This window comes from Candidatus Rokuibacteriota bacterium (assembly GCA_016209385.1).
Lineage (GTDB): Bacteria > Methylomirabilota > Methylomirabilia > Rokubacteriales > CSP1-6 > JACQWB01.
Map to the genome: position 1 here is coordinate 1 of JACQWB010000071.1, position 21,210 is coordinate 21,210.

Annotated in this window: 18 protein-coding genes; 2 read left to right on the forward strand and 16 right to left on the reverse strand. The window is 69.1% G+C overall.

Annotated elements, in window-relative coordinates; genetic code table 11:
• Positions 1–284: cation:proton antiporter (locus tag HY726_04940; GenBank protein ID MBI4608336.1), on the reverse strand; the 284-nt coding region annotated here is incomplete at its 3' end.
• A 45-nt stretch (positions 285–329) separates the two neighbouring features.
• On the opposite strand from HY726_04940, the gene HY726_04945 reads away from it, so the two are divergent.
• The gene (locus tag HY726_04945; GenBank protein ID MBI4608337.1) at positions 330–506 is read left to right on the forward strand and encodes a hypothetical protein; all 177 of its coding nucleotides are present in this window, start codon (positions 330–332) and stop codon (positions 504–506) included.
• Between the two features lie 913 nt (positions 507–1,419).
• Positions 1,420–2,115 (forward strand): hypothetical protein, encoded by a 696-nt coding sequence (locus HY726_04950; protein MBI4608338.1) that lies wholly within the window; start codon positions 1,420–1,422, stop codon positions 2,113–2,115.
• Positions 2,116–2,836: 721 nt separating this feature from the next.
• Here HY726_04950 and HY726_04955 read toward each other — a convergent pair.
• From HY726_04955 to HY726_05025, 15 genes are all read right to left on the reverse strand, one after another.
• On the reverse strand, positions 2,837–4,066 hold the full coding sequence (locus HY726_04955; GenBank protein ID MBI4608339.1) for an FAD-binding oxidoreductase: 1,230 nt from the start codon (positions 4,064–4,066) through the stop codon (positions 2,837–2,839).
• A gap of 16 nt (positions 4,067–4,082) precedes the next feature.
• Positions 4,083–5,162 (reverse strand): ABC transporter ATP-binding protein, encoded by a 1,080-nt coding sequence (locus HY726_04960; GenBank protein ID MBI4608340.1) that lies wholly within the window; start codon positions 5,160–5,162, stop codon positions 4,083–4,085.
• On the reverse strand, positions 5,162–6,004 hold the full coding sequence (locus HY726_04965) for an ABC transporter permease (GenBank protein ID MBI4608341.1): 843 nt from the start codon (positions 6,002–6,004) through the stop codon (positions 5,162–5,164). The genes HY726_04960 and HY726_04965 overlap by 1 nt, the downstream gene beginning before the upstream one ends.
• Positions 6,001–6,906, reverse strand: coding sequence for an ABC transporter permease (locus tag HY726_04970; protein MBI4608342.1), 906 nt, complete (start codon positions 6,904–6,906; stop codon positions 6,001–6,003). Before HY726_04970 ends, HY726_04965 begins: the two co-directional genes overlap by 4 nt.
• Positions 6,907–6,914: 8 nt before the next feature.
• The gene (locus HY726_04975; protein ID MBI4608343.1) at positions 6,915–7,955 is read right to left on the reverse strand and encodes an ABC transporter substrate-binding protein; all 1,041 of its coding nucleotides are present in this window, start codon (positions 7,953–7,955) and stop codon (positions 6,915–6,917) included.
• 13 nt (positions 7,956–7,968) lie between these two features.
• Positions 7,969–10,326 (reverse strand): xanthine dehydrogenase family protein molybdopterin-binding subunit, encoded by a 2,358-nt coding sequence (locus HY726_04980; protein MBI4608344.1) that lies wholly within the window; start codon positions 10,324–10,326, stop codon positions 7,969–7,971.
• Positions 10,319–10,786, reverse strand: coding sequence for a (2Fe-2S)-binding protein (locus HY726_04985; GenBank protein MBI4608345.1), 468 nt, complete (start codon positions 10,784–10,786; stop codon positions 10,319–10,321). The genes HY726_04980 and HY726_04985 overlap by 8 nt, the downstream gene beginning before the upstream one ends.
• Positions 10,771–11,646 (reverse strand): xanthine dehydrogenase family protein subunit M, encoded by an 876-nt coding sequence (locus HY726_04990; protein ID MBI4608346.1) that lies wholly within the window; start codon positions 11,644–11,646, stop codon positions 10,771–10,773. The genes HY726_04985 and HY726_04990 overlap by 16 nt, the downstream gene beginning before the upstream one ends.
• 192 nt (positions 11,647–11,838) lie before the next feature.
• A complete protein-coding gene (locus tag HY726_04995; GenBank protein ID MBI4608347.1) occupies positions 11,839–12,618 on the reverse strand; it encodes an SDR family oxidoreductase in 780 nt (259 codons plus the stop codon).
• A gap of 470 nt (positions 12,619–13,088) precedes the next feature.
• Positions 13,089–13,304, reverse strand: coding sequence for a type II toxin-antitoxin system HicB family antitoxin (locus HY726_05000; protein MBI4608348.1), 216 nt, complete (start codon positions 13,302–13,304; stop codon positions 13,089–13,091).
• A 526-nt stretch (positions 13,305–13,830) separates the two neighbouring features.
• On the reverse strand, positions 13,831–15,456 hold the full coding sequence (locus tag HY726_05005) for a hydantoinase B/oxoprolinase family protein (protein MBI4608349.1): 1,626 nt from the start codon (positions 15,454–15,456) through the stop codon (positions 13,831–13,833).
• A complete protein-coding gene (locus tag HY726_05010) occupies positions 15,453–17,450 on the reverse strand; it encodes a hydantoinase/oxoprolinase family protein (protein ID MBI4608350.1) in 1,998 nt (665 codons plus the stop codon). The genes HY726_05005 and HY726_05010 overlap by 4 nt, the downstream gene beginning before the upstream one ends.
• A 30-nt stretch (positions 17,451–17,480) precedes the next feature.
• Positions 17,481–19,448 carry an FAD-dependent oxidoreductase gene (locus tag HY726_05015; GenBank protein ID MBI4608351.1) on the reverse strand — a complete coding sequence of 656 codons (1,968 nt, stop codon included), beginning with the start codon at positions 19,446–19,448 and terminating at the stop codon, positions 17,481–17,483.
• Between the two features lie 168 nt (positions 19,449–19,616).
• Complete coding sequence (locus HY726_05020) at positions 19,617–20,030, reverse strand: hypothetical protein (GenBank protein MBI4608352.1); 414 nt, start codon at positions 20,028–20,030, stop codon at positions 19,617–19,619.
• 520 nt (positions 20,031–20,550) lie between these two features.
• The gene (locus HY726_05025) at positions 20,551–21,051 is read right to left on the reverse strand and encodes a hypothetical protein (protein MBI4608353.1); all 501 of its coding nucleotides are present in this window, start codon (positions 21,049–21,051) and stop codon (positions 20,551–20,553) included.
• Positions 21,052–21,210: the final 159 nt, after the last annotated feature.

Consider the following 21,210-nt stretch of genomic DNA (forward strand, 5'->3'; position numbering starts at 1 on the left):
CCCAGGGGGCCCCCCAGGATAGCGACCCACCTCACGCGGAGCAGGTCGCGGAGTGAAAACTCGATACCAATCGAGAACATGAGTAAGATGACCCCGATTTCTGCGAAGAGCTCGAACGTGTGAATGTCTGAGACCGAGGGGCCGGGGGTCAGCGGGCTGACGAGGATTCCGCCTAGGACGTAGCCGAGAATCAGCGGCTGGCGCGCCAGCCGGGCCAGGACGCCACCCAGCACGGTCGCCACCAATACGTAGGCAAGATCGCGGAAGAATACGGGGTCCGTCATTATTGTTGGTCACGATACCATGTCACGGCAAATGGGGGGAGCCGTATGTGGAACCGCATTGCAAGCTGGCGCTTCGCCCTGCTCATCGGGCTCACCGTCCTGGACGCCGCCGTGTTCGTGATGCCCCTGGTGCCTCTCGCGCTGATCGTCGCCGCGGTAGCCGCTCCAAACGCGCTGCGAGAGGCGGCTAGATTCCTCGAGGCCCTGGCCTGTTCCGTCTAGCCTCAGAAGTGCTCCACGCCATCCAGGCCGGGGTTTTCTCTACCGCGTTTTAAGAGATCTTCCCCACCCGGAATACGTGACTCGCCCGATTGCGCCAATCTCGCGTACCGGTAGCCTAATGAATCTGGCGATTGATCACATAACGTGTTTGCGCACTCCGAAAGACCCGGAGGGGAGGTGAGAGCCGCGGAGGTTTGAAAGACGGGGAGGACCTGGAGAAGAAGCCATCGGCGCAATAACTCGGAACAGGAGCTGAAAAAGCGGTAAGCGGAGGAACGCGATGAGAGCGGTACCTGACGCTCGAAAGTTTACCTTTCTCCTTCTGGCTATTCTGCCCCTCGCCCTGCTCGCACTTCCCACGCCTGCGCTGAGCCACGTCATCGTCGAGAAGGTCTTCACCGCGCCGGAGGGTGCCCCGCTGCCGGCAGACCCCCCTACGGGTCTCCCGCTGGTGCGCGCAGTGCTGGACGGAATCGGGACGGTCGTCGCGACGGATCCACCGCGGGTCATTGCCGTCGTGACGGCCAGAAACGACACGGGGTTCCAGGTCAACTCGGCGCGGATGTTTGACACGCTGCCCGCGGAGTTCCGGCTGACCTCGCCCGACGTGAGCTCTGTCCAGGCTCTTCACCTCAGTGCCACCGGGCAGGTCCTTGCCGAGATCCCGTCGGCCCAGCTCGATGTGGCCGCCTCCAACAACGTCGTGGTCGTGACGATCCTCAACATGCCCGCGGCTATCGGGCGGTCGCTCGACCTTCAGGAGTCGATCCTCTTCCGGCTCGACCTGACCTCGACCTTGATCGGCGCCTCGGGCGTCGACTTCCCGCGCATCGCCCGCAACGTCGCCGAGGTCTTCTTCTTCCCGCAGGTCAACCTGGAGGGCGGGGCCGTCGGCGGCGGCGCGGAGGCCAAGCTGGTCATCCGGGCCGAGGAGGCGCCTCCAGCGCGCGCGGCCTTCCTCGTCATCGACGAGGATTCCATCGATAACGGCAACCCACCCAACTTCTTCTCGGACGTGGATGTGAACGATCACATTGCCGAGATCGGGCTGAGGACCCAACTCCCCTTCTTCAAGGCCAATGTCGGGAGAGTCATTACCCTCCACACCGGCCAGGTCGGGGACGAGGGGTGGTTTGCCCTGAAGACCATCCCCGGCTCCTGGGCAGCCGCGGGTCCCACTGGCGATGGGCTTCGCAATTATGTGGGCAACCCGAGCCAGCCGTTCCCCCACAACGTCGGCCCTGGCTTGGGCACACCCGACGCCAACGGTGATCGCGAGGCCTTGTTGGACAAGGTCCCGGACGTCACGCCGCTGCGGGCACGAGGCCTCAAAATGCTGGAAGGGCAGCGAGTGTGCGCGGTGGTCTATGACAGCGACATCAGCGTGAACTATCAGCCGCTGAACGGGAGCCTCAAGGGCGCAAATCTGGGAACGGTGGCCTTCGACGTCCTCGCGGTGACACAGTTAACAGGGTTCTCCTCTTCCTCGCTGCCGCAGGTGGAAATTCGGATCCTGGACGCAGACGAGGTGTGCGAGGGGCCGCTGGGCCTCTTCGTTACCGCCCCTGAGCCGACCTCCTCTTCGGAACCCTTTGACGTAGTGCCGTAAGAAGAATCGGCCGAGAGTCTCGGGGGGAGGGGCTCGATATGGTCCCAAGAGCCCCTCCCCCGTTCACCTATCCCATCCTCGCTGGCGGCGCGAGTTGCCGGAGCGCCGCGCTTCTACCTGAGTCCTGGGATCTCCCGCACCGTCGTGCCCCTGCGGCCCGTCGCCATAGTGATAGATCAGACCGGCGATGGTAGAGAGAACAATCGGAGTTTAGCTGGTCCTGGGCGAGGTCCTGGAGGAGGCGGGAGGTCATTTGGGTTGCCGGGGCTCATGCTCTCCCACGAGTGGCCTTCGCGTACTTTCCCTGCTTCGACGAGCGGGGAGCCTTCCCCTGAGGGGATTCCCTTCCTTGGATTCCTGGTTTCCCTGATTGCCTCGGTCCGAAACGCCGCGTAGCGTTGGAGTCGAAACTTCTGCTCCGGGTGTGACCCGAGCGGTCGCCGACTTGGCTGGCGGCGCTGAACGGAGCCGGGTCCGGCGGGCGGGGTGGCTTAACTGATCTTCCCCAAAAAACCTACGAAGGGTCATTTCTTCCGCTCGAATGGGTTTACAACCCCTGTATTCATATACCGCCCTGCGGCGACCTAATTTGGCATCACGCAGGACGAACCCCCACTCCGTCACTAGCCGCCGGTTGCCAATCTTTCGGTCAGACGGGGCTGGTTAAGGACGGGCAGGCTCACGTCCACGATCCGATACCGTGTGCTAGGCCGCGCTCCCCTCAGAAGGCGCCTTTGTCCAGGCTGTAGAAGTTGGCGTAGATGGATTCGCAGTCGGCCTGAAGCCGCCGCCGGCTCCGGTAGCGCGCGCCGAAGCGCGTGAGGGCCTGCGTCGAGGTGTCCACGCTGGTCCTGCCCTCCAGGATCAGCTCGCTCAGCCACTGTCCGATCAGGAGCGAGCCCGCGATCCCGATGGCGTTGCACCCCGCCGCGATGTAGAGCCCGCGCACCCGCGGGACCGCCCCGATCAGGTAGTCGCCATCCGGGGTGAACGTGGGGAGCCCGGCGCACCCCCGGATGATCGGGGCCGCCTGGAGCGTCGGAACCGCGCGCGTGAGCGCGGCTCCCAGCTCCTCCAGGACGCCGAGGTCCTTCTCGGTCTCCTCGATCATGAAGGTCGGCGGAAGGGCCGCCATCGGAAAGCTCTTCGGCCGCCCCTCGAAGCCGCCGATGAGGAGCCCGCCCACCTCCGGGCGCATGTAGACCGACGCGTCCGGGACCCGGACCACCGGCATGCCGCGGGGCACCTCGGCCATCGGCGCGGTCACCCAGAGCTGGTGGCGGATCGGTATCGTGTCGAAGCGGAGCCCGAGGGCCGCGCCGATCAGCTCGACCCACGGCCCTGCCGCAACGACCACCGTCTCCGACGCGATCGGTCCGTCGGGAGTCTCAACCCCAGTGACGCGGCCGCCCCTGACCGTGATCGCGGTCACCGGCGCCTGGGTCCTGAGCCGGACGCCGAGACGCCGGGCGGCGCGGGCCAGGGCCATGGCCAGCGTGTAGGGCTCGGCATAGCCGTCCGTCGGGATCCACGCGCACGCCTTCACGCCCGTGGTCTCGAGGAACGGAACGCGGGTCTGCGCCTCCTTGGGCGAAATCAGCTCGACATCGAGTCCCCAGCGGCGGGCCTGCGCCACTTGCGCCTTCAGCTCGCGGACCCGCGCGTCGGTCAGCGCCAGCTTCAGGCTGCCGACCTGGCGGAACCCGGAGTCCTCCCTGTGCTCGGCCTCCCAGCGCGTGAGCCTGCCGACGACCGTCATGATGGAGCGCGCCATCAGCTCCGAGGAGCGGAGCTGGCCCACGAGCCCGGCGGCCTGCGAGGTATTTCCCGAGGCCAGCTCGTGGCGCTCGAGGACCACGACGTCCGACACTCCGGCCCGGGCAAGGTGGTAGGCGATCGAGCACCCCCAGATCCCGCCTCCGACGACGACAACTCGCGCGGCTTCGCCCACGCTAACTCCCGCTCCGTCAGAGCACCAGAAAGGCCTCGGGCGGCAGGCAGACTCGCACCTCGGCGCCTTCGGCGAGGGGCACCGGACAGTCGTGCTCGTCGAGCGTGACGAGAATCAGGCGACCGCCGCCCACCTCCACCCGAGCTTCGGTCTGGCTTCCCAGGTAGGTGACACGGACGATGCGCCCCGGAACCGCGTTGGGTCCCGTGTCGGCCGGCGGGAGGACCGTGATGCGCTCGGGTCTGATCAGGAGCTCGGCATGGCTCCCCGGCGGGAGCCCCCGGCCTGATCTCGTCCGCACGTGCAACCGCCCGACCCCCTCCCACTCGACCTCCGCCTCCGCCGCCCGGCTCGCGATGACTCGGACCGGAAAGACATTGGAAACTCCGATGAAGTCCGCGACGAAGCGGGTGGCGGGGCGCTCGTAGATCTCCCGGGGAGTGCCTGTCTGCTCTATCCGTCCCAGCTCCATCACGGCGACCCGGTCGGAGAGGCTGAGCGCCTCCTGCTGATCATGGGTGACGAAGACCGTGGTGATCCCCACCGCGCGCTGGATCTCGCGCAGCTCCGCCCGCATCTCCTCCCTGAGCTTCTTATCCAGGGCCGCGAGCGGCTCGTCCAGGAGGAGAACCCGGGGCTTGACCACCAGGGCCCGGGCCAGCGCGACCCGCTGCTGCATCCCGCCCGAGAGCTGGGACGGCCAGGCTCCCTCGCGCCGCTCGAGCCTGACGAGGGCCAGGGCCTCGGAGACCCGGCGGTCCACCTCGCTCCGGCTCGCCCCTCGCATCCGGAGGCCGAAGGCGATGTTCTCGAAGACCGTCATGTGGGGGAACAGGGCGTAGTTCTGAAAGACGACCCCGAGGTCGCGCCGGTAGGCGGGCCTGCCGGTCACATCCAGCCCGTCGATGAGGACCCGCCCCCGCGTCGGTTCGATGAAGCCGGCGATGAGGTTGAGGGTGGTCGTCTTGCCGCAACCGGATGGCCCGAGCAAGGAGAGAAATTCGCCTTCGTAGACCGCGAGATCGATGCCGTCCACGGCCACGACCGGCCCGAAGGCCTTGACCAGCGCCTTCAGCTCGACGGCCGGCCGGGCCATCACACCCGCTCCCAACGGCCGCCGCGACCGATCTGGAAGATCGAGCTCATGTCCAGGAGGCGGTCGGCCAGGAAGACGCTGAGGAAGGTGCCGAGGATGAAGAGCGTGGAGAGGGCCGCGATCGTCGGATCGGTGTAGTTCACGACGTAGGTGAACATGGCCACGGGGAGGATCTCGGTCACCCGGGTCGAGATGAAGAGCGACACCACGAACTCGTTGAGGGAGATGATCACGGCGAAGAGGAGGGCCGCGAACAGCCCCGGCCGGAGCAGCGGCAAGGTCACCCACCAGAAGACCCGCCACGGGCCCGCCCCGAGGCTGGCGGCGGCGCGCTCCAGATTCGGGTCCAGGTTCGTCACGCTCACCCAGAGGCTCCGGATCACGAAGGGGAGGACGATGACCATGTGGGCGAAGACGAGCAGCCACCGGCTCCGGAGCAGGCCGAGGGCGGCGCCCAGGATCAGGAGACCGAGGCCGGACACGACCCCGGGGATGATGAGGGGCGAGAGCAGGAGGGCAGCCCACAGGGCGCGCCCGCGGAGCCTGGAGCGCTCGAGAGCCAGCACAGAGGCAACGCCGAGGGGGAGGGCGAGGACCATGGTCGCGACGGTCACGAAGAGGCTGTTGACGGCCGCCCGCTGGAACTGCGGATAGGTGAGGGCGTTCGCGTACCACCGGAGGGAATAGGCCTGGGGCGGGAACGAGAGGATCGCTGTGTCGTTGAACGAGGCCACGATCACCACGACGGTGGGAAAGGTCATGAAGGCGACCAGCGCCCCGACAGCGAGCCGAGCGGTCCACCGGCCGAGGGCCCACGCGACGCCTCCCCGTGTCGCGCTCACGGATGCCCCCCCGGCCGGAGCCGCTCAACCGAGCGGGCGACCGCCGCGACCAGAACGAAGGTCACCCCGAGCGCCACCACGGCGAAGGCGGCGCTCCCCGGCCAGTTGAAGCTGTCCAGCGCCAGGTCTTTGACCACGTTCGCGATCATCTTGACCCGCCCGCCGCCCAGAAGCTCGGGCGTGGGGAAGGCGCTGAAGGTCCAGGCGAAGACGACCAGCGAGCCGGAGACGACTCCGGGGAGGGAGAGCGGGAGCGTCACCCGGAGGAACGTCAGCACGGGGTTCGCCCCCAGGCTCGCGGCTGCCCGCTCGTAGGTGGGATCGATGTGACTGATACCTGCGGCGAGGATCAGGATCATGACCGGCATCGAGAAGTGGACGAGCCCGACCAGGACGCCTTTGGACGTGAAGAGCATCTGGTAGGGGTTCTCCAGGAGCCCCGCCCGGAGGAGGAAGCTGTTGATGAACCCAGAGTTTCCCAGAACCAGGATCCACGCGTACGTCCGGACAATGGCGCCGGTAAAGAAGGGAGCGAGGGTCAGGATCAACAGGCACGACCGCAGCGCTGTCGATCGGGTCCGGGCGAGCGCGTAGGCGACCGGGTAGGAGGCGACCAGCGTCAGGAGCGTCGTGGCCACGCTCAGGAGGATCGTTTCCCAGATCGCGCGCAGGTACTGCGGCGCCACGACCTGCTGGAAGTTCCGGCTGGTGAGGCCGCCGGTCCGGAGGGAGCCGGGGATGAACTCGAGCAGGCTGTACTGAAGCAGCGCCGCCAGCCCCAGGGCAAAGGCGGCCATGACGACCAGCGCCGGGGCCAGGCAGAGGGCGGGGACGGGGGCGCCCCCGCCCTCCGTCAACCGAGCCGGCGGCGGGCTTGAGAGTTCAGCGGCATCCCGGGCCATTCGCGCGGCTACTTCGCAACGATGCTGGCGTTGAACCACTCCTTCCAGGCCGGGAGATTCTTGGCTCGCGTCTCATCATCGAGGATGTAGGCCTTCTCCTTCCACTCCTGAGGAGTGGTGAAGACGCCGGGCTGGCCACGGAGCTTCTCAGGAACCCGGGCCTTGGCATGGACCGGCCCCGCCTTGAACCCCTGGACAAGCTGCTCCTGGACCTCCCGGGAGAGAGCCAGGTTGAGGAACTGGTACGCCGCCTCGACCTTCTTGGTCCCGGCCATGATTCCCACGGTATCGATTCCCACGATCCCGCCCACATCCTTCGGGCTCACGAGCTTGACCGGCAGTCCCTGCTCAACGAGATGGAAGGCGTTGACCGAAAGCATGACCTGAATCGGGGCTTCGCCGGTCTTCATGAGGTCCTGGCTCTGGGCGTCGGTGGAGAAGAACGCGGCGATGTTCGGCTTGAGCCGCCTGAGCCGCTCCTGCCCTTTCTGCCAATCCTTCTCGTTCCCGCCGCCCAGGAGGGCGCTCACGGTGATGATGTGGGAGGGGTCGAAGTCGGGGAGGCCGATCTTTCGGGCGAACTTCGGGTCCCAGAGATCCGCCCATTTCGTGATCTCCGCCTTCACCTGATCGGTCCGGTACGCGATGGTGTAGACGTACGCCCAGACGCCGAGGTGGAAATCGCTCCGGATGGCCTCCCTGAAGATCTCCCTGGCGTTGGGGATCTTGGCCAGGTCCAGCTTCTGGAAGAGACCGTCCGAGATGTAGAGGCGTCCGACGTGCGTCGTGGTGAACGTGATGTCCACCAGCGGCTGGGCCTTCGCCACCCGCGCTTTGGAGAGGCGATCGATCGTCCCGCCGACCTCGAACTCCACCGGAATCCCGGTCTTCTGGGTGAAGGGCTTGGCGATGACTCGCTCGACGGTGTCCTTCCAGTTCCCACCCCAGGTGCTCACCACGAGCGGGTCGGCCGCCGATGCAGGGCTGCCGAGCGCACCCAGGAGCAGGGCGAGGGCCAGCGTGAGAGTGAATCGGCGCTGTTGAACCATGGCATTGCCTCCTTCAGGTTGTGGTCGGTGTTGGCCCCTGACCCCTTCCCGCTCCCCCACCGGGGAGAGGGGGAGGCGAGACGAGACCGAGGGCGCGCGCGACACGCTCGGGCGTGAGCGGAAGCATCGTGACGCGGACGCCCGTGGCGTCCTCGATGGCATTGGCGAGCGCGGCTGCCGGCGGCCCGATCGGGGGCTCACCGATCCCGCGCGCGCCGAAGGGGCCGAGCCCCTCCCCGGACTCCACGACCAGCGGCTCGACGTCCGGCACGTCGAGCGCCGTCGGGATCAGGTAGGCGGCGAAGGACGTGGTCAGGTTCACGCCCTCCTCGAGGACGACCTCCTCCATCAGGCCGTAGCCGAGCCCCATGACGGCGCCGCCCTGGATCTGCCCCTCCACGCTCTGGGGGTTGATGGCGCGCCCGACATCGTGGGCCGCGACGTGCTTGAGCACCCGCACGGCGCCCGTCTCAGTGTCCACCTCGACCTCGACGGCGTGGGCGCCGAAGGTGTAGTCGGGGAAGACCTTGCCGGAGCCGCGCTCGAGATCCACAGGCTCGCCGGCCGGAGCGTGGAAGACGTCGAGGTGGCTCCGCGGGACGCCGACCCGCGCGCACCGGGCCAGGACCTCGGGGAGCGCGAGGGCCCGGCCATCCGGCGCGTGCACGGCGCCGTCCGCCATCTCGAGGGCCGCCGCGTCGTCGCCGAGCATCGAGGCCGCGACGCCGAGGATCTGCTGCCTCAGGGTCTCGGCCGCCTTCAGGACCGCGTTGCCCGACATGTAGAGCTGCCGCGTGGCGGTCGTGGTCCCGGCCAGCGGCGTGAGCGCGCTGTCGGCGATGTGGATCGAGACCCGCTCGAGGTCCACACCCAGGACCTCGGCGGCGATCTGGCAGAGCGAAGAGGCCTGGCCCCCGCCGACGTCGGGGACGCCTGTGCGCACGACCACGCTCCCGTCCATCTCGAAGCCCACCCACGCGCTGGACCAGTCGTGGAGCCAGACGATCCGGCCGTAGGGCTGGAAGTTGCACGCGAGCCCCCGGCCCACGCTCACGTGCGGCGCGCGCGGTCGCGAGGCCTCACCGAGCGCGGCCCAGGCGCGCGCCGCCAGCTCGGGGAGCGCCACGTGCGTCTCGATCACCTGACCCACCGGCAGGGTGTCACCCCGGCGCAGCGAGTTGAGCTGTCGCACGCGGACCGGGTCGAGCCCGACGGCGCGGGCCACCCGGTCCATCTGGGATTCGTAGCCGAAGACCACCTGCATCGCGCCGAAGCCGCGCATCGCGCTCGTCGGCGGGTTGTTGGTGTACGCGACGCGGGCCTCCACCTCCACCGCCGGCACGCGGTAGGGGCCGGCGGCCGTCACGGTCGCGTAGAGGAGGACGAGCGCCGAGAGGTAGGCGTAGGCGCCCGCGTCGGCGAGCAGCTCGATCTGCTGGGCGACAAGCTCGCCGCTGCGCGTGGCGCCGGTGCGGTAGCGCATCCTGAAGGGGTGGCGCTTGGCGCGCGCGAGCAACGATTCCTGGCGTGTCCACACCATCTTCACCGGCCGGCCGGTCCGCCACGCGAGCAGCCCGAGGTACACCTCGACCGTGACATCCTCCTTGCCGCCGAAGCCGCCGCCCAGGTACGTACCGATCACGCGGACACGGTTCTGCGGCACCTGGAGCACCTCGGCGACATCGCGGAAGTGCTCGATGACCTGGGTGGAGACGCGGATCGTGATCACGCCGTCGGAATCGATCCAGGCGACCCCGGACTCGGGCTCCAGGTAAGCCGCGTCAACGAACTGGGTGCGGTACTCGCCCTCGACGACGATATCGGCGCGCGCGAGCGCGGCCGTGACGTCACCGGTCAGCACCCGCCAGTGAGCGAGGAGGTTGCCCTCCTCGTGGACCCGTGGGGCCTGGGGCTCGAGCGCCGCGGCCGGATCGAAGACGCCGGGTAACGGCTCGTACTCGACCTCGACCGCCTCCAGCGCGGCGCGCGCCAGCTCCTCGCTCTCGGCGGCGACGAGCGCCACAGGTTCTCCCTGGTAGCGCACCCGGCCCTCGACGAGGACATGGACTCGCGCGCGGAGCGGGCCGACCGTCGTCGTCTGGCCCGGCACGTCGGTCCAGAGCGTGTTGCGCGGGACGTCCTTGGCCGTCAGTACGGCGACGACCCCCGGCAGCCGCGCCGCGCGCGACGTCTCGAGGCGCCGAATTCGCGCCGACGGGTAAGGCGAGCGGAGCACCGCACCGTGGAGCATCCCCGGCATGGCCCAATCGGCCGCATACGCCGTCGCCGCGGCGACCTTGTCGCGCGCGTCGTGGCGCGCCACCGGCCGGCCGATCAGGCGCAGCTCCTGGGCGAGCGCTACGTCAGTCACGCCCGCTCCTCGCGCGCGCGTAGGCTTCGACCGCGTCCAGGATCTTCGCGTAACCGGTGCAGCGGCAGAGATTGCCGGCCAGAGCGCGCCGGATCGCCTCGCGGTCGGCCCGCGGGTGGCGCTCGACGAAGGCGTAGGCGGTCAGGAGCATGCCCGGGGTGCAGAAGCCGCACTGGACGGCCCCGTGACGCACGAACGCCTCCTGGAGCGGGTGGAGCCCGTCGCCCGCGAGGCCCCGCACCGTCGTGACGAATCGGCCACGCGCCGCCGGCGCCAGGACGAGGCAGCTCGACACCGGTCGGCCGTCGAGCAGCACCGTGCACGCGCCGCAGACCCCCTCCCCGCACCCCTCCTTGGCATCGAAGCTGCCGAGCTCATCCCGCAGCACCTGGAGCAGCGTCTGGTTAGGCACGACCTCGAGCTCGCGGGAACGCCCGTTGATCGTCAGGCTGACGCGCATGCACTCTCCACCGCGCGTGTCATCGCGCGCGCCAGCGCCCGCCGCGCGAGAACGCCTGCCAGGTGTTTCCGGTACGCGGCAGAGACGAACGCATCGGACTCCGGGGCCAGACTGTCGCGGGCGACAGTCGCGGCCCGGCTCAGGCGCTCGGCCGTCGGCTCGTGGCCGCGGAGCATGTCCTCGGCTCCCGGCGCGCGGATCGGCGTCGGCGCCACACCCGCGAAGGCAACGCGTGCCTCGTCGACACGGCCGGCACGGTCGAGACCCATCAGGACGGTCACCGCGACCAGCGCGAAGTCCCCGAGCCGCCGCGCGAACTCCTCGACGGCGTGGCCCATCCCGCGCGTCACCGGCACGTCCACCTCGGTGAGCAGCTCGACAGGTTCCAGGGCTGTCGTGAGGTAGCCACGGAAGAACTCGCCCGCGGGCACGGTGCGCCGGCCATCGCGCCCCTGAAGCGTCAGGCGGGCATCGAGAGCGACGATCGCCATCGGCAGCTCGGCCGCAGGGTCGGCGTGCGCGAGGCTTCCGCCGAGCGTCCCGAGCGCGCGGACGCGGACATTGCCGATCAGCGCCGCGGCCTCAGCGAGCACCGGGCAGGCCTGGGCGATCGCGTCCGAGTCCTCGAGCGTCGCGTGGCGAGTCAGGGCGCCGAGGCGGAGCCTGCCGTCCTCGACCCGGACGCCGTCGAGCGGCAGGCGGTTGATGTCGAGCACAGCCCGGGGACGGGCGAGCCAGTAGTTCAGGAGCGGGACCAGGCTCTGGCCGCCCGCCAGCACTTTTGCCTCGTCGCGGTGTTTCGCCAGCAGCGCGATCGCCTCGTCAATCGTGCCCGGCGCCTCGTACTCGAACGGAACCATCGCGTCTCTTTCCCTGTCAGCCCGGCCGGCGTCCGTCGGCCGGGCTGACGCGCGCTCGGTCGCGTCAGCCCTAGAAGCGTGTCGGGTTACAGCGCGTTCGAGCGCCCACCCGCGCCTTCGGCGCGCGTACCCGGCCGGCGCAACCCTCCCGGGGGTGGCTCGGAGGGGGCCGTCGAGGCCCCCTCCGAGGATCTACACGTCCCAGCCGCCGTCCACGGTGATCGTCTGCCCGGTGATCTGCCGCGCCTCGTCCGAGCAGACGAAGAGCACGGCGCCGGCCACGTCCTCGGCGATCGTGACCCGGCGGAGCGCCATCTCGTTGACGTACTCCGCGTAGACCTGCTCCGGGGTCCACCCGCGCTTTCGCGCCTTCTCCCGGCAGAGCTTGTCCATCCGGTCGCCGCCCACGATCCCCGGCGCCACGCAGTTGACGTTCACGTTGTACGGCCCTGCCTCCAGGGCGACGGTGCGGGTGAAGCCGCGCACGGCCCACTTCGAGGAGGAGTAGGCAGCTCGGAGCTTGTAGCCACGCAGACCCGAGGTCCCGGCGATGTTGACGATCTTTCCGCTCCGCCGGGCGAGCATGGTGGGCAGGACGTGCTTGACGCAGAGGAAGGTGCCGCGCAGGTTCACCGCCAGGACCTCGTCCCACTCCTCCACCTTGACCTCCTGGACCGGCGTCTCGATCGGGCCGGTGATCCCGGCGGTGTTCACCAGGATGTCGATCTGACCGAAGGTCTCCAGCGCCCGCTCGACCATCGCCCGGACCGAGGCCTCCTCGCGCACGTCGGTCGGGACGACGAGGGCACGGCGGCCGAGCGCCTCGACCTCGCGGCCCAGCGTCTCGAGGGGCGGGACCTCGCGGGCCGCCAGCGTCAGGTGGGCGCCTTCGCCCGCGAGCCTGAGCGAGATGGCGCGTCCCATCCCCTTGGCCGCGCCCGTGACGAGCGCTACCTGATCTTGAAGCCTCATCGACAGCCCCGTCGCCATTCGCGAAGGCACACAGCCGCCAGCCCCGGTCGCCGGTTAGGCGGAATGCCGCGCGTCATAAGCGGCCCGACCTGGACATTCGATCGAAGTCGCCTCATCAAAGGAAAAAGTCTTCCCCATTTCGGCCGAAAGAGAATCGGGCTTGCTGAAACGATTCGAGCGTCGGCCAGTTGCTGGCGATGCAAACCTCGAAACGCTGAAAGTCAAACCGCCCGTGCCCGCGCGTCAGTCAGACCGTCTTTTGGGTTGCGTCCCAACCGGTGGTTAGCGGTCACTTGACGCGCGGAACGCCAAGGTCCTTGCATATCTTGGTCGCGAGGTGATCGTCGATCTCAGTGTGCCTCGGGATGGCGGAGCGCTTGTTCTGATTCGCGTTGTACCACCATGAATGGCGCGCCCTCGCGCAACAGTTCGCAGCCATGCGCGTAAATGGCGCAGCAGGTCGCCGCGCTTCATAAGGCGATCGATTCTTCTTCGTAGCCTTCTCCGGCAGCTTCGAGCGCCTCGCGGCGGTTGAAATCCAAGGCTTCCTTGAGCGTTATGCGCAAGCTCTCCAGCAGCTCATCGCGGGTGTGCTCTTGGCAATTAACGCCGGGTACCTCTTCAATCCAACCGATCCACCAATCGCCGGACTTTTTCACCACAGCCGTGTAATTCCCCTTCGTCATTGTGTGTCCCCCTGCGGGTTGATGACCGCTAACTATTGAGTCTCTTGCAGGCTATGCCTGCAGCCGATCTCGGTAACCTCTCCGCGTCCGGAAACGAAATCAGCAACAATATCCGGCCGTTGCAAACCTTTGTCGAGCCTCTGGTCTCCGCTGAACACTGCGAAGCTCGCAGTCCATCCGGATATCAGCCCGCAGTATATCAGGCTACCAAACCGCCGTCACAGGCGATCCGCCGGGCTGTACACGCCACACCCGCCCCCGCTCAACACGTGGGCATAGATCATGGTCATGCCCACTCCTTGTGCCCCGGGAGTTCCTGGGCCGTCCGAGTGTCTTGGTCCGTAGCGCTCCCATACACGACTCCTGTGAGTGAAGAGTTTCCGCCGATGCTATCACGGCACAGAAGAGCACCTATGGGAGGCCGATCACGACGAGTGGAACCGTCAAGGACGGCTGAGCAGCCGCGTGAAGACCACTCAGCGGGGAAGAGAAGGAGCCACGGTGGTACTCATGGCGTGATGGAGCCTCACCGATAGCCTTCTCGCCGGTCGCGCTCGATCAGCTCGGTCCGACGCGCGCTCGGGGAGCCATAGCCGCCGCCGCCCGAGGTCTCGATCGTTACCACGTCGCCGGGCCGGAGCGGAAGCGTCTCCTTCCCCTTCACTTCGCGCAGCTCTCCGTCTCGCTCCAGCGTGATCCGGTAGGGCAGGCCGTCGGCGCCGCCGAAGACGCCCCAGGGCGGGACGACCCGTCGCTCGAGCATCGTGGTCAGGGTCGCGTCGCCGAGGAGCCGGTAGGCGCGCACCTGGCCGAGCCCGCCCGAGTGAGCGCCGCCGCCGCCGCTCCCCGCCCGCAGCTCGTGGCGGAGCAGCTCGATCGGGTACTCCGCCTCGATGACCTCCGCCGGCGTGTTCATCACGTTGGACATGTGGACGCGCACGGCGTGGGCGCCGTCCCGGTGGGCCGCCGCCCCTTCGCCGCCGCCGTGGACCTCGTAGAGGATATACCACCGTCCATCCCGCCGTCCGCCGAAGAGGAGGAGCCCCGCGGTGGTCGGTCCTCCGGCGGTGATCCGATCCGGAATCGCCGGAGCCAGGGCCTTGAAGATCGCGTCCACGACCCGCTGCGAAGTCTCGTGGTTCCCCCCGACGACCGGGGCTTCGGGCGAAGGGTTGAGCACGGTCCCGGGCGGCACGCTGACCCGGATCGGACGATAGCAGCCGTCGTTGGTCGGGATCTCGGGGCCGACCAGCGCCTTGAGGCTGTAGTAAACCGCCGAGCAGGCGACGAACGGCGTCGTGTTCACCGGCCCCCTGGCCTGGGGCCCGGTGCCGGCGAAGTCGAAGGCCGCCCGGTCGCCCTGGATCGTCACCCGCACCCGCACCGGGATCGGACGGTCCTCGATCCCGTCGTCGTCCACCCAGTCCTCCCCCGCGTACACCCCCGGGGGGATCGAGCGGATCGCGGCGCGCATCTGGGATTCGGACTCGACCCGGAAGCGCTCGAAGCACGCCAGCACGGTGCCGACGCCGTAGCGCTCGAACAGCTCCCCGAGCCGGCGCGCTGCCACCTCATTCGCCGCGTATTGTGCCAGCAAATCCCCCTCCCGCTCCTCCCGGCCGCGAAGGTTGCCCAGGATGAACTCCATCGCCGAGGGCTCGGGGCCTTTGCCGGTGAAGACGCGGATCGGCGGAATGCGCAGCCCCTCCTGGTACGCCTCTGTCGCCCAGGGGACATAGCTGCCGGCCACAGCGCCGCCGATGTCAGCCCAGTGGGCCAGGGTGATGGCGAACGCGACCAGGCGACCGCCCGCGAAGACGGGGCGGATCGCCTTGACGTCCGGGAGGTGGTTGCCGCCGACCTCCGGGACGTTCAGGAAATACTGATCCCCGTCCCTGAGCTGGCGGCGCGCCACGCGCTTGAGGAACTCCTTCACCGTGAACGCCATGACGCCGAGGTGGATCGGGATGTCCTTGCCCTGGGCGATCAGGCGGCCCCGGGCGTCGGTGAGCGCGCTCGACAGGTCGCCGGCTTCCTTGAGGAGCGGCGAGCGCGCCGAGCGCATGACGATGGCGCTCATCTCCTCGGCGATCGCGAAGACCGCGTTCCGCACCACCTCGAGCGTGATCGGGTTGACCGGCGCCTTCGTCACGGGCTCGCCTCCAGGTGGAGATTGCCGAAGCGGTCGAGCTGGCCCCGTTGCCCGGGATAGATCAAAGCCGTGGCCCAGGAATCCTCGATCAGGGCCGGTCCCTTCAGCGGCTGCTCAGGCACCAGGTCATCCCGGCGGTAGATCGGAAGCGTCGTCTCCCCCGTCTCCTGAAAATACGCCCGCCGCTCGTCGAAGGGCTGGCCCGAGCCGCCCCGCGTCCACTCGGGCAGCCGGACCTCGTCCGTCGGAACGCGCGCCCTGACGCGGAGATTCACGCACTCGAGTGTCTCGCCTGTGGCGTAGGCGTAGAGCCGCCGGTGCAGCGCCTCGAAGTCCTGGCGAAAGGCGTCGAGCGCCCCGCGCCACGGCACCTCCAGCTCGTAGTTCTGACCGCGGTAGCGGACGTCTGCGCTCCGGGCGAGGGTGATCGCGTCGGCCCCGTACCCCTCGGCGACGAGCGGCTCCACCACCGCCGCCTCCAGCGGGAGAAAGCGCCGGTTCAGCTCATCTGCGGTGACGGCCTCGAGGGATGCCCGGTAGGTCTGGACCAGGTCGTAGACCAGGTCCGTCACCACGCAGCCCAGCGCCGAGAACACACCGGCGTGGGCCGGGACCACCACGCGCGGCATGCCGAGCTCGCGCGCCAGCCGGCCGGCATGGAGCGGCCCGGCGCCGCCATACGCGATCAGGGTGAAGTCGCGGAGGTCGAACCCGCGCTGGACCGAGATCAGCCTGATCGCCCGGAGCATCGCCGCGTTGGTGACCTCCAGCGCGCCAGCGGCGGCCTCGACCAGCGGGAGCCCGAGGCGCGCCGCGACCGGGGCCAGGGCCGTTTCGGCACGCTCGCGCTCGATGCGGAGGGATGCGCCCAGCAGCGCGTCGGGCCTGAGCGTTCCCGCGACCAGATGGGCGTCCGTAACCGTCGGCGCCTCGCCGCCTCGCGCATAGCAGGCCGGACCGGGATGAGCCCCGGCGCTCCGGGGTCCGACCCTGAGCGCGCCGGCCTGGTCGATCCAGATGATCGAGCCCCCGCCTGCGCCGATCGACTCCACAGCGAGCGAAGGGAGCCGGATCGGGTGGCCGCCGAGGCGGCGCTGGGAGATGGTCTGGGCGGCGCCGTCGGCGATGAGGCAGACATCGGTGGTGGTCCCCCCCATGTCAAAGGCGATGGCGTGCCGGATGCCGAGCGCGCGGGACAGGTGCGACGAGGCCGCCACACCTCCCGCCGGGCCAGAGACGGCCATCGCCAGCGGCCGGCGCCGCGCCGCCAGGGCCGACATCATCCCGCCGTTCGACTGGAGAAGTCGGAGCGTCCCGCCGGCACCCGCGCGGGCGAGGGAAGCCTCGAGATCAGCCAGGTACCGCTCCGCCAGCGGCATCACCATGGCGTTCAGCGCCGTCGTCGCCGAGCGCTCGTACTCCCGGAACTCGGCGTTGATCTCGTGGGAGGCCGAGACGTAGGGGAAACTCCGCCTCAGGGCCGCCGCGAGCCGCGCTTCGTGCTCAGGCGCGGCGTAGCTGTGCAGGAGGCAGATCGCCACCGCCTCCACTCCCTGGGCGCGCAGCGTCTCGACGAGGGCGGGAAGCTCGGCCTCGGCCAGAGGGACGCGCACGCGCCCGTCGGCGGCGAGCCGCTCAGTCACCTCGAAGCGCAGGTGGCGCGGGATCAGCGGCGGCGGCTTGGGAGGGAGGTCCAGGCGGTAGAGGTCGGCGCGGTTCTGGCGCGCGATCTCGAGGACATCGCGAAAGTGGCGGGTCGTGACCAGCGCGGTGACGGCCCCCCGGCCTTCGACGATCGCGTTGGTGACGATGGTGGTGCCGTGGGTGAGTGGGGCCGAGCCTACGCCGAGGCTCCGGATCCCCTCGAGCACAGCCCGGGCCGGAGCGTCGGGCGTAGTGAGAACCTTGAGAGAGCGCAGCGCTTCCCCACCCTCGCCACAGACGACCAGGTCGGTGAAGGTCCCGCCGACGTCCACCCCGATGCGCTGACCCATAGCCGGCTCCGGACGCAAGACCCCACGCGGCTAGATCGCGCGCGCGGCGCGGGTCCCCTCGAGGATGGCGTGGTGGACCCCACGCGGCGCCACGCAGTCGCCCACAGCGTAGAGCCGCCGGACCTTCCCCTTCAGCGCGCGATAGAGGTGGTCCGTGGAGCGGCTCCCCATCGCGAGCACGATCGTGTCCACGCCCTCGATCCTGCGCTCCTGGCCGGAGTAGACATTGGCCACGAGCACGGTCGAGCCTTCGATCGCGCGCAGCTCGGTGTGGGGGATGAGGATGACACCCCGCGCGAAGAGGCGGGCGTAGAGCGGCACGATGGAGGTCATGCCGATGTCCTGCCCAGGGTAGAAGAGCCGCGAGATCACCTCGACGCGCTTCCCCTGGGAGAGCAGGAGCTCGGCGGTGGAGAGGGCCTGCTGCGTGTGGATATCGTCCACGAGCACGACGCGCTCTCCCACCGTCGCCCGCCCGAGAAGCACATCCCGATCCGTCACGACATGCTTGCCGTCAACCCCGGCAACCGGAGGCACGTAGGGGTGAGAGCCGGTCGCGATGACCACCGCCTCCGGGCCCTCCGCCAGAACCAGCTCAGGGGTCGCCTCGACGCCGAGACGGACCTCCACGCCGAGCCTGGCGATCTGGACCCGCAGAAACCGGACGATCCCTGCGTACTCGGCACGGGCCGGGGTGCGCGCGGCGAGGAGCACCTGCCCGCCCACCTCCATTTCCTTCTCGAAGAGCATGACCCGGTGACCGCGGAGGGCCGCCACCCGCGCCGCCTCGAGGCCGGCGACGCCAGCGCCCACCACGAGAACTTTCTTCCGGCTCGGCGCGGGCGGGACCTCGCCCAGCTCGTCCTCCCGGCTCACCGCTGGATTCTGGACGCAGGTGACCGGCTTCCCCTGGTAGATCCGGTCGATGCACCCCTCGTTTGCCCCCACGCACTGGCGGATGTCGTCGAAGCGCCCTTCCCGCGCCTTGCGCGGCATCTCCGGGTCCGCGATCAGCGCGCGCGTCATGCCGACCAGGTCGATGTGCCCCGCGGCGAGGAGCTGGTCGGCGTGGACCGGGTCCACGATGCGGGTCGCGTGGAAGATCGGCATCCCGGGCACGGCCCGCTTGATCGCCGCTGCGAGCGGGACGTAGACCGCGACCGGGAAGCTCATGTTCGGGATCGCGGCGGCCTGGAGCTGGTAGGTATGGGCGCCGCCGCCGATGACCGAGAGGAAGTCCACGACGCCCGACGCGGCCAGACGCCGCGCGATCTCCGCCATCTCGTGCGCCGTCAGGCCGCCGGCCGTGAACTCGTCCCCGGAGATCCGCGCGCCCACCACGAAGTCCCGCCCCACCTGACGTCGGATCTCCGCCAGGACGTCGAACCCGAAGCGCATCCGGTTCTCCAGGCTCCCCCCGTACGCGTCGGTCCGGTGGTTGAAGAGCGGGGACCAGAACTGGTCGATCAGGTGGTTGTGGGCCATGGAGATCTCGATCCCGTCCAGGCCTCCCTCGCGACACCGACGCGCCGCGTCCCCGAAGGCGCGGACTAGCTCGGCGATCTGCTCGGGCTCCAGCTCGTGCGGGACCTCGCGGTGGATCGCTTCGGGAATCTGGGACGGCGCCAGCAGAACGTGCCAGCCCTCGCTGTCGGACTGGGCCCGCCGCCCCAGATGGGTGAGCTGGGTGAAGATCAGGCAGTCGTGCCGGTGGATCGCCACGGCCAACTCCCGGTAGGAGGGGATGACCGAGTCGTCGTGGTTGGCGATCAACCGCCACGCGGCGGCCGGCGAGGAGGGGTGGACGCTCGTGGATCCGCCGAAGATCGTAAGCGCGCAGCCGCCCCGCGCCTTGGCTTCGTGGTAGCGCCGGAGCTGGGCCGTCGGCTTGCCGCCCTCGGCCATGGCCTCGGCATGGCCGGTGGAAAAGATCCGGTTTTTCAGCGTGAGCGAGCCCACCCGGATCGGGGTGAACAGATACCCGAACTCGTGCGCCATCGCCCGCCCGCTCTCCAGGCGTCAGCCTAGCGGGCCGTCCCGGTAAGCCGCGCGGCTCGCCTGAGCCACACCGCCGAGGCCATGATGTTCCACTCCGAGCGCGGGCTTCGCCCGCGCAGTTCCTTGGGGGGAGGTCCGGAAGGGGGGCGTAGCCCCCCTCCGGGTTTCCTAGCGCCCGCTCCGTGCCCCGCGATCCCGGCCGCCTTCCCAGGCGAAGCTCCAGACCCTGAGATCGAAGCGCGCCTCCCGGCCGAGCGGCCTCAGCCGGACCGTGAAGGGCCGGGCCTGCCACCGGAGGAGGCGCCCGCCAATGGTCCGACCGAGGCCTCGACTCACGAGCCGGCCGCTCGCGTCGAACCCCACGAGCTCGAGCGTGACCTCGGCGATCCCGTCCACGCGCGCCGCCTCGACCACCCCCACCGCCCGGACCACACCGTTTTCCCGCTCCACGCGCCAGTGGAGGTTGAAGAACGGATCGTCGGTCGCGTGCAACGGGAAGTCAGCCGGGCTCAGGAGAGCCGGGCCAGCGCACCCTACCAGGAGGACGAGTGCCAGGCTGGGGAGGAATGCCCGCGGGCTCACGCGCCACAACCTCCCCGGTCGCGCTGGCCCTCGAGACACGCGCGTCGCTCCATGGGATATGGCAGTATAACACCGGGCTTGCCCCGAGTGAGGCCCGACACCAACGAGGTGCTGCGATGGCAAAACCACGGGTGATTTACGCGCGGCAACCGGGCGCGCCGGTCGACGCCGACCGGGAGTTCTACGGCCGGCTCGCGTCCGAGACCGACACGCGAACCCTGGCCGACCGCTTCATCGTTCCCCTTCGCTCCGGCAAGGCCTGGCCGGTGCGCGCCGGACTCAGTCCTGGGGCGTGTCGCTCTCGGCCGGCGGGCCGGGGCCCGGGTCGTCCCGCTCGGGGGCGAGCCGAATGCCCCCTGGGTCACCTCCCCAGGCTCCCGCCTGGCCCACCTCGCAGATCCTCGCGCACTTGGGGCTCCCCACCGGGCCGCTTCATCCCATCTATGCTCCAGGCTGGGCGGGAGGCCAACGCGCTTATGACATCATAAAGGGCCTTTTATCGGTCACTACTTCCACGTACCTATGTACCGGACGTATCTCCTCCCCTCACGGGCAACTTGACGCCGCCGTTGCCGGCGTGAGCGACCAAGCTGCGACGAAGACGAAGAACCCGAGCCCGAAGCGTTCCGGCCGCAACCTTGGTAACGTCGGCGATCTCCTTGTACTCGCGACCCTCACCGACGGCACGAAGGAGTGCCCACTCCTCGACGGTGACCTGCGCCTCCGCCCGATGCAGGCGCAGGCGGGCGTCGAGAGCATTCTCCGGGTTTCGAGGCGAGTGTTCGATCGCGAGACGGCTGCGCCGCAGCCGCGTTCGGTACCGCTCCTTGCGGCTTTCGCTTCGGACAGCGCGGTCGACTTCTTCGCCGGCAGGAGGGTTCTCAGCAAGTAGCCGGTTCAGCCCCTGCTCGAGTCCCCAGGTGTGGTTGTTGACGCACCAGGTGTGGTTGTTGACGTAGCAGCTGCGCCCGAGTTCTTGCTGGAGACGCGCATAGATGCTCCACGGAAGCTCCGACATCATGTTCTCCCTTCTTCTGTGCAGGCCCCTGTTGGCCTGCGGGTCTGATGATTCGGGCCCGTACACCTTCCCGCCGCCGGTTCTCCGCGCTGGGACGCTGTGCCCAACGTGGAGCCACCGGTGCGGGTTCCTACAATCAGCTCAAAGGAGTCGAGAACCGAC

Excerpts from the sequence above, each read along its gene's own strand:
- HY726_05025 (MBI4608353.1), bottom strand. The coding sequence starts at position 21,051 with ATGATGTCGGAGCTTCCGTGGAGCATCTATGCGCGTCTCCAGCAAGAA.
- HY726_04985 (MBI4608345.1), bottom strand. The coding sequence starts at position 10,786 with ATGCGCGTCAGCCTGACGATCAACGGGCGTTCCCGCGAGCTCGAGGTC.
- HY726_04990 (MBI4608346.1), bottom strand. The coding sequence starts at position 11,646 with ATGGTTCCGTTCGAGTACGAGGCGCCGGGCACGATTGACGAGGCGATC.
- HY726_05015 (MBI4608351.1), bottom strand. The coding sequence starts at position 19,448 with ATGGCGCACGAGTTCGGGTATCTGTTCACCCCGATCCGGGTGGGCTCG.
- HY726_05000 (MBI4608348.1), bottom strand. The coding sequence starts at position 13,304 with ATGACGAAGGGGAATTACACGGCTGTGGTGAAAAAGTCCGGCGATTGG.
- HY726_04975 (MBI4608343.1), bottom strand. The coding sequence starts at position 7,955 with ATGGTTCAACAGCGCCGATTCACTCTCACGCTGGCCCTCGCCCTGCTC.
- HY726_05010 (MBI4608350.1), bottom strand. The coding sequence starts at position 17,450 with ATGGGTCAGCGCATCGGGGTGGACGTCGGCGGGACCTTCACCGACCTG.
- HY726_04945 (MBI4608337.1), top strand. The coding sequence starts at position 330 with ATGTGGAACCGCATTGCAAGCTGGCGCTTCGCCCTGCTCATCGGGCTC.
- HY726_04995 (MBI4608347.1), bottom strand. The coding sequence starts at position 12,618 with ATGAGGCTTCAAGATCAGGTAGCGCTCGTCACGGGCGCGGCCAAGGGG.
- HY726_04960 (MBI4608340.1), bottom strand. The coding sequence starts at position 5,162 with ATGGCCCGGCCGGCCGTCGAGCTGAAGGCGCTGGTCAAGGCCTTCGGG.
- HY726_04970 (MBI4608342.1), bottom strand. The coding sequence starts at position 6,906 with ATGGCCCGGGATGCCGCTGAACTCTCAAGCCCGCCGCCGGCTCGGTTG.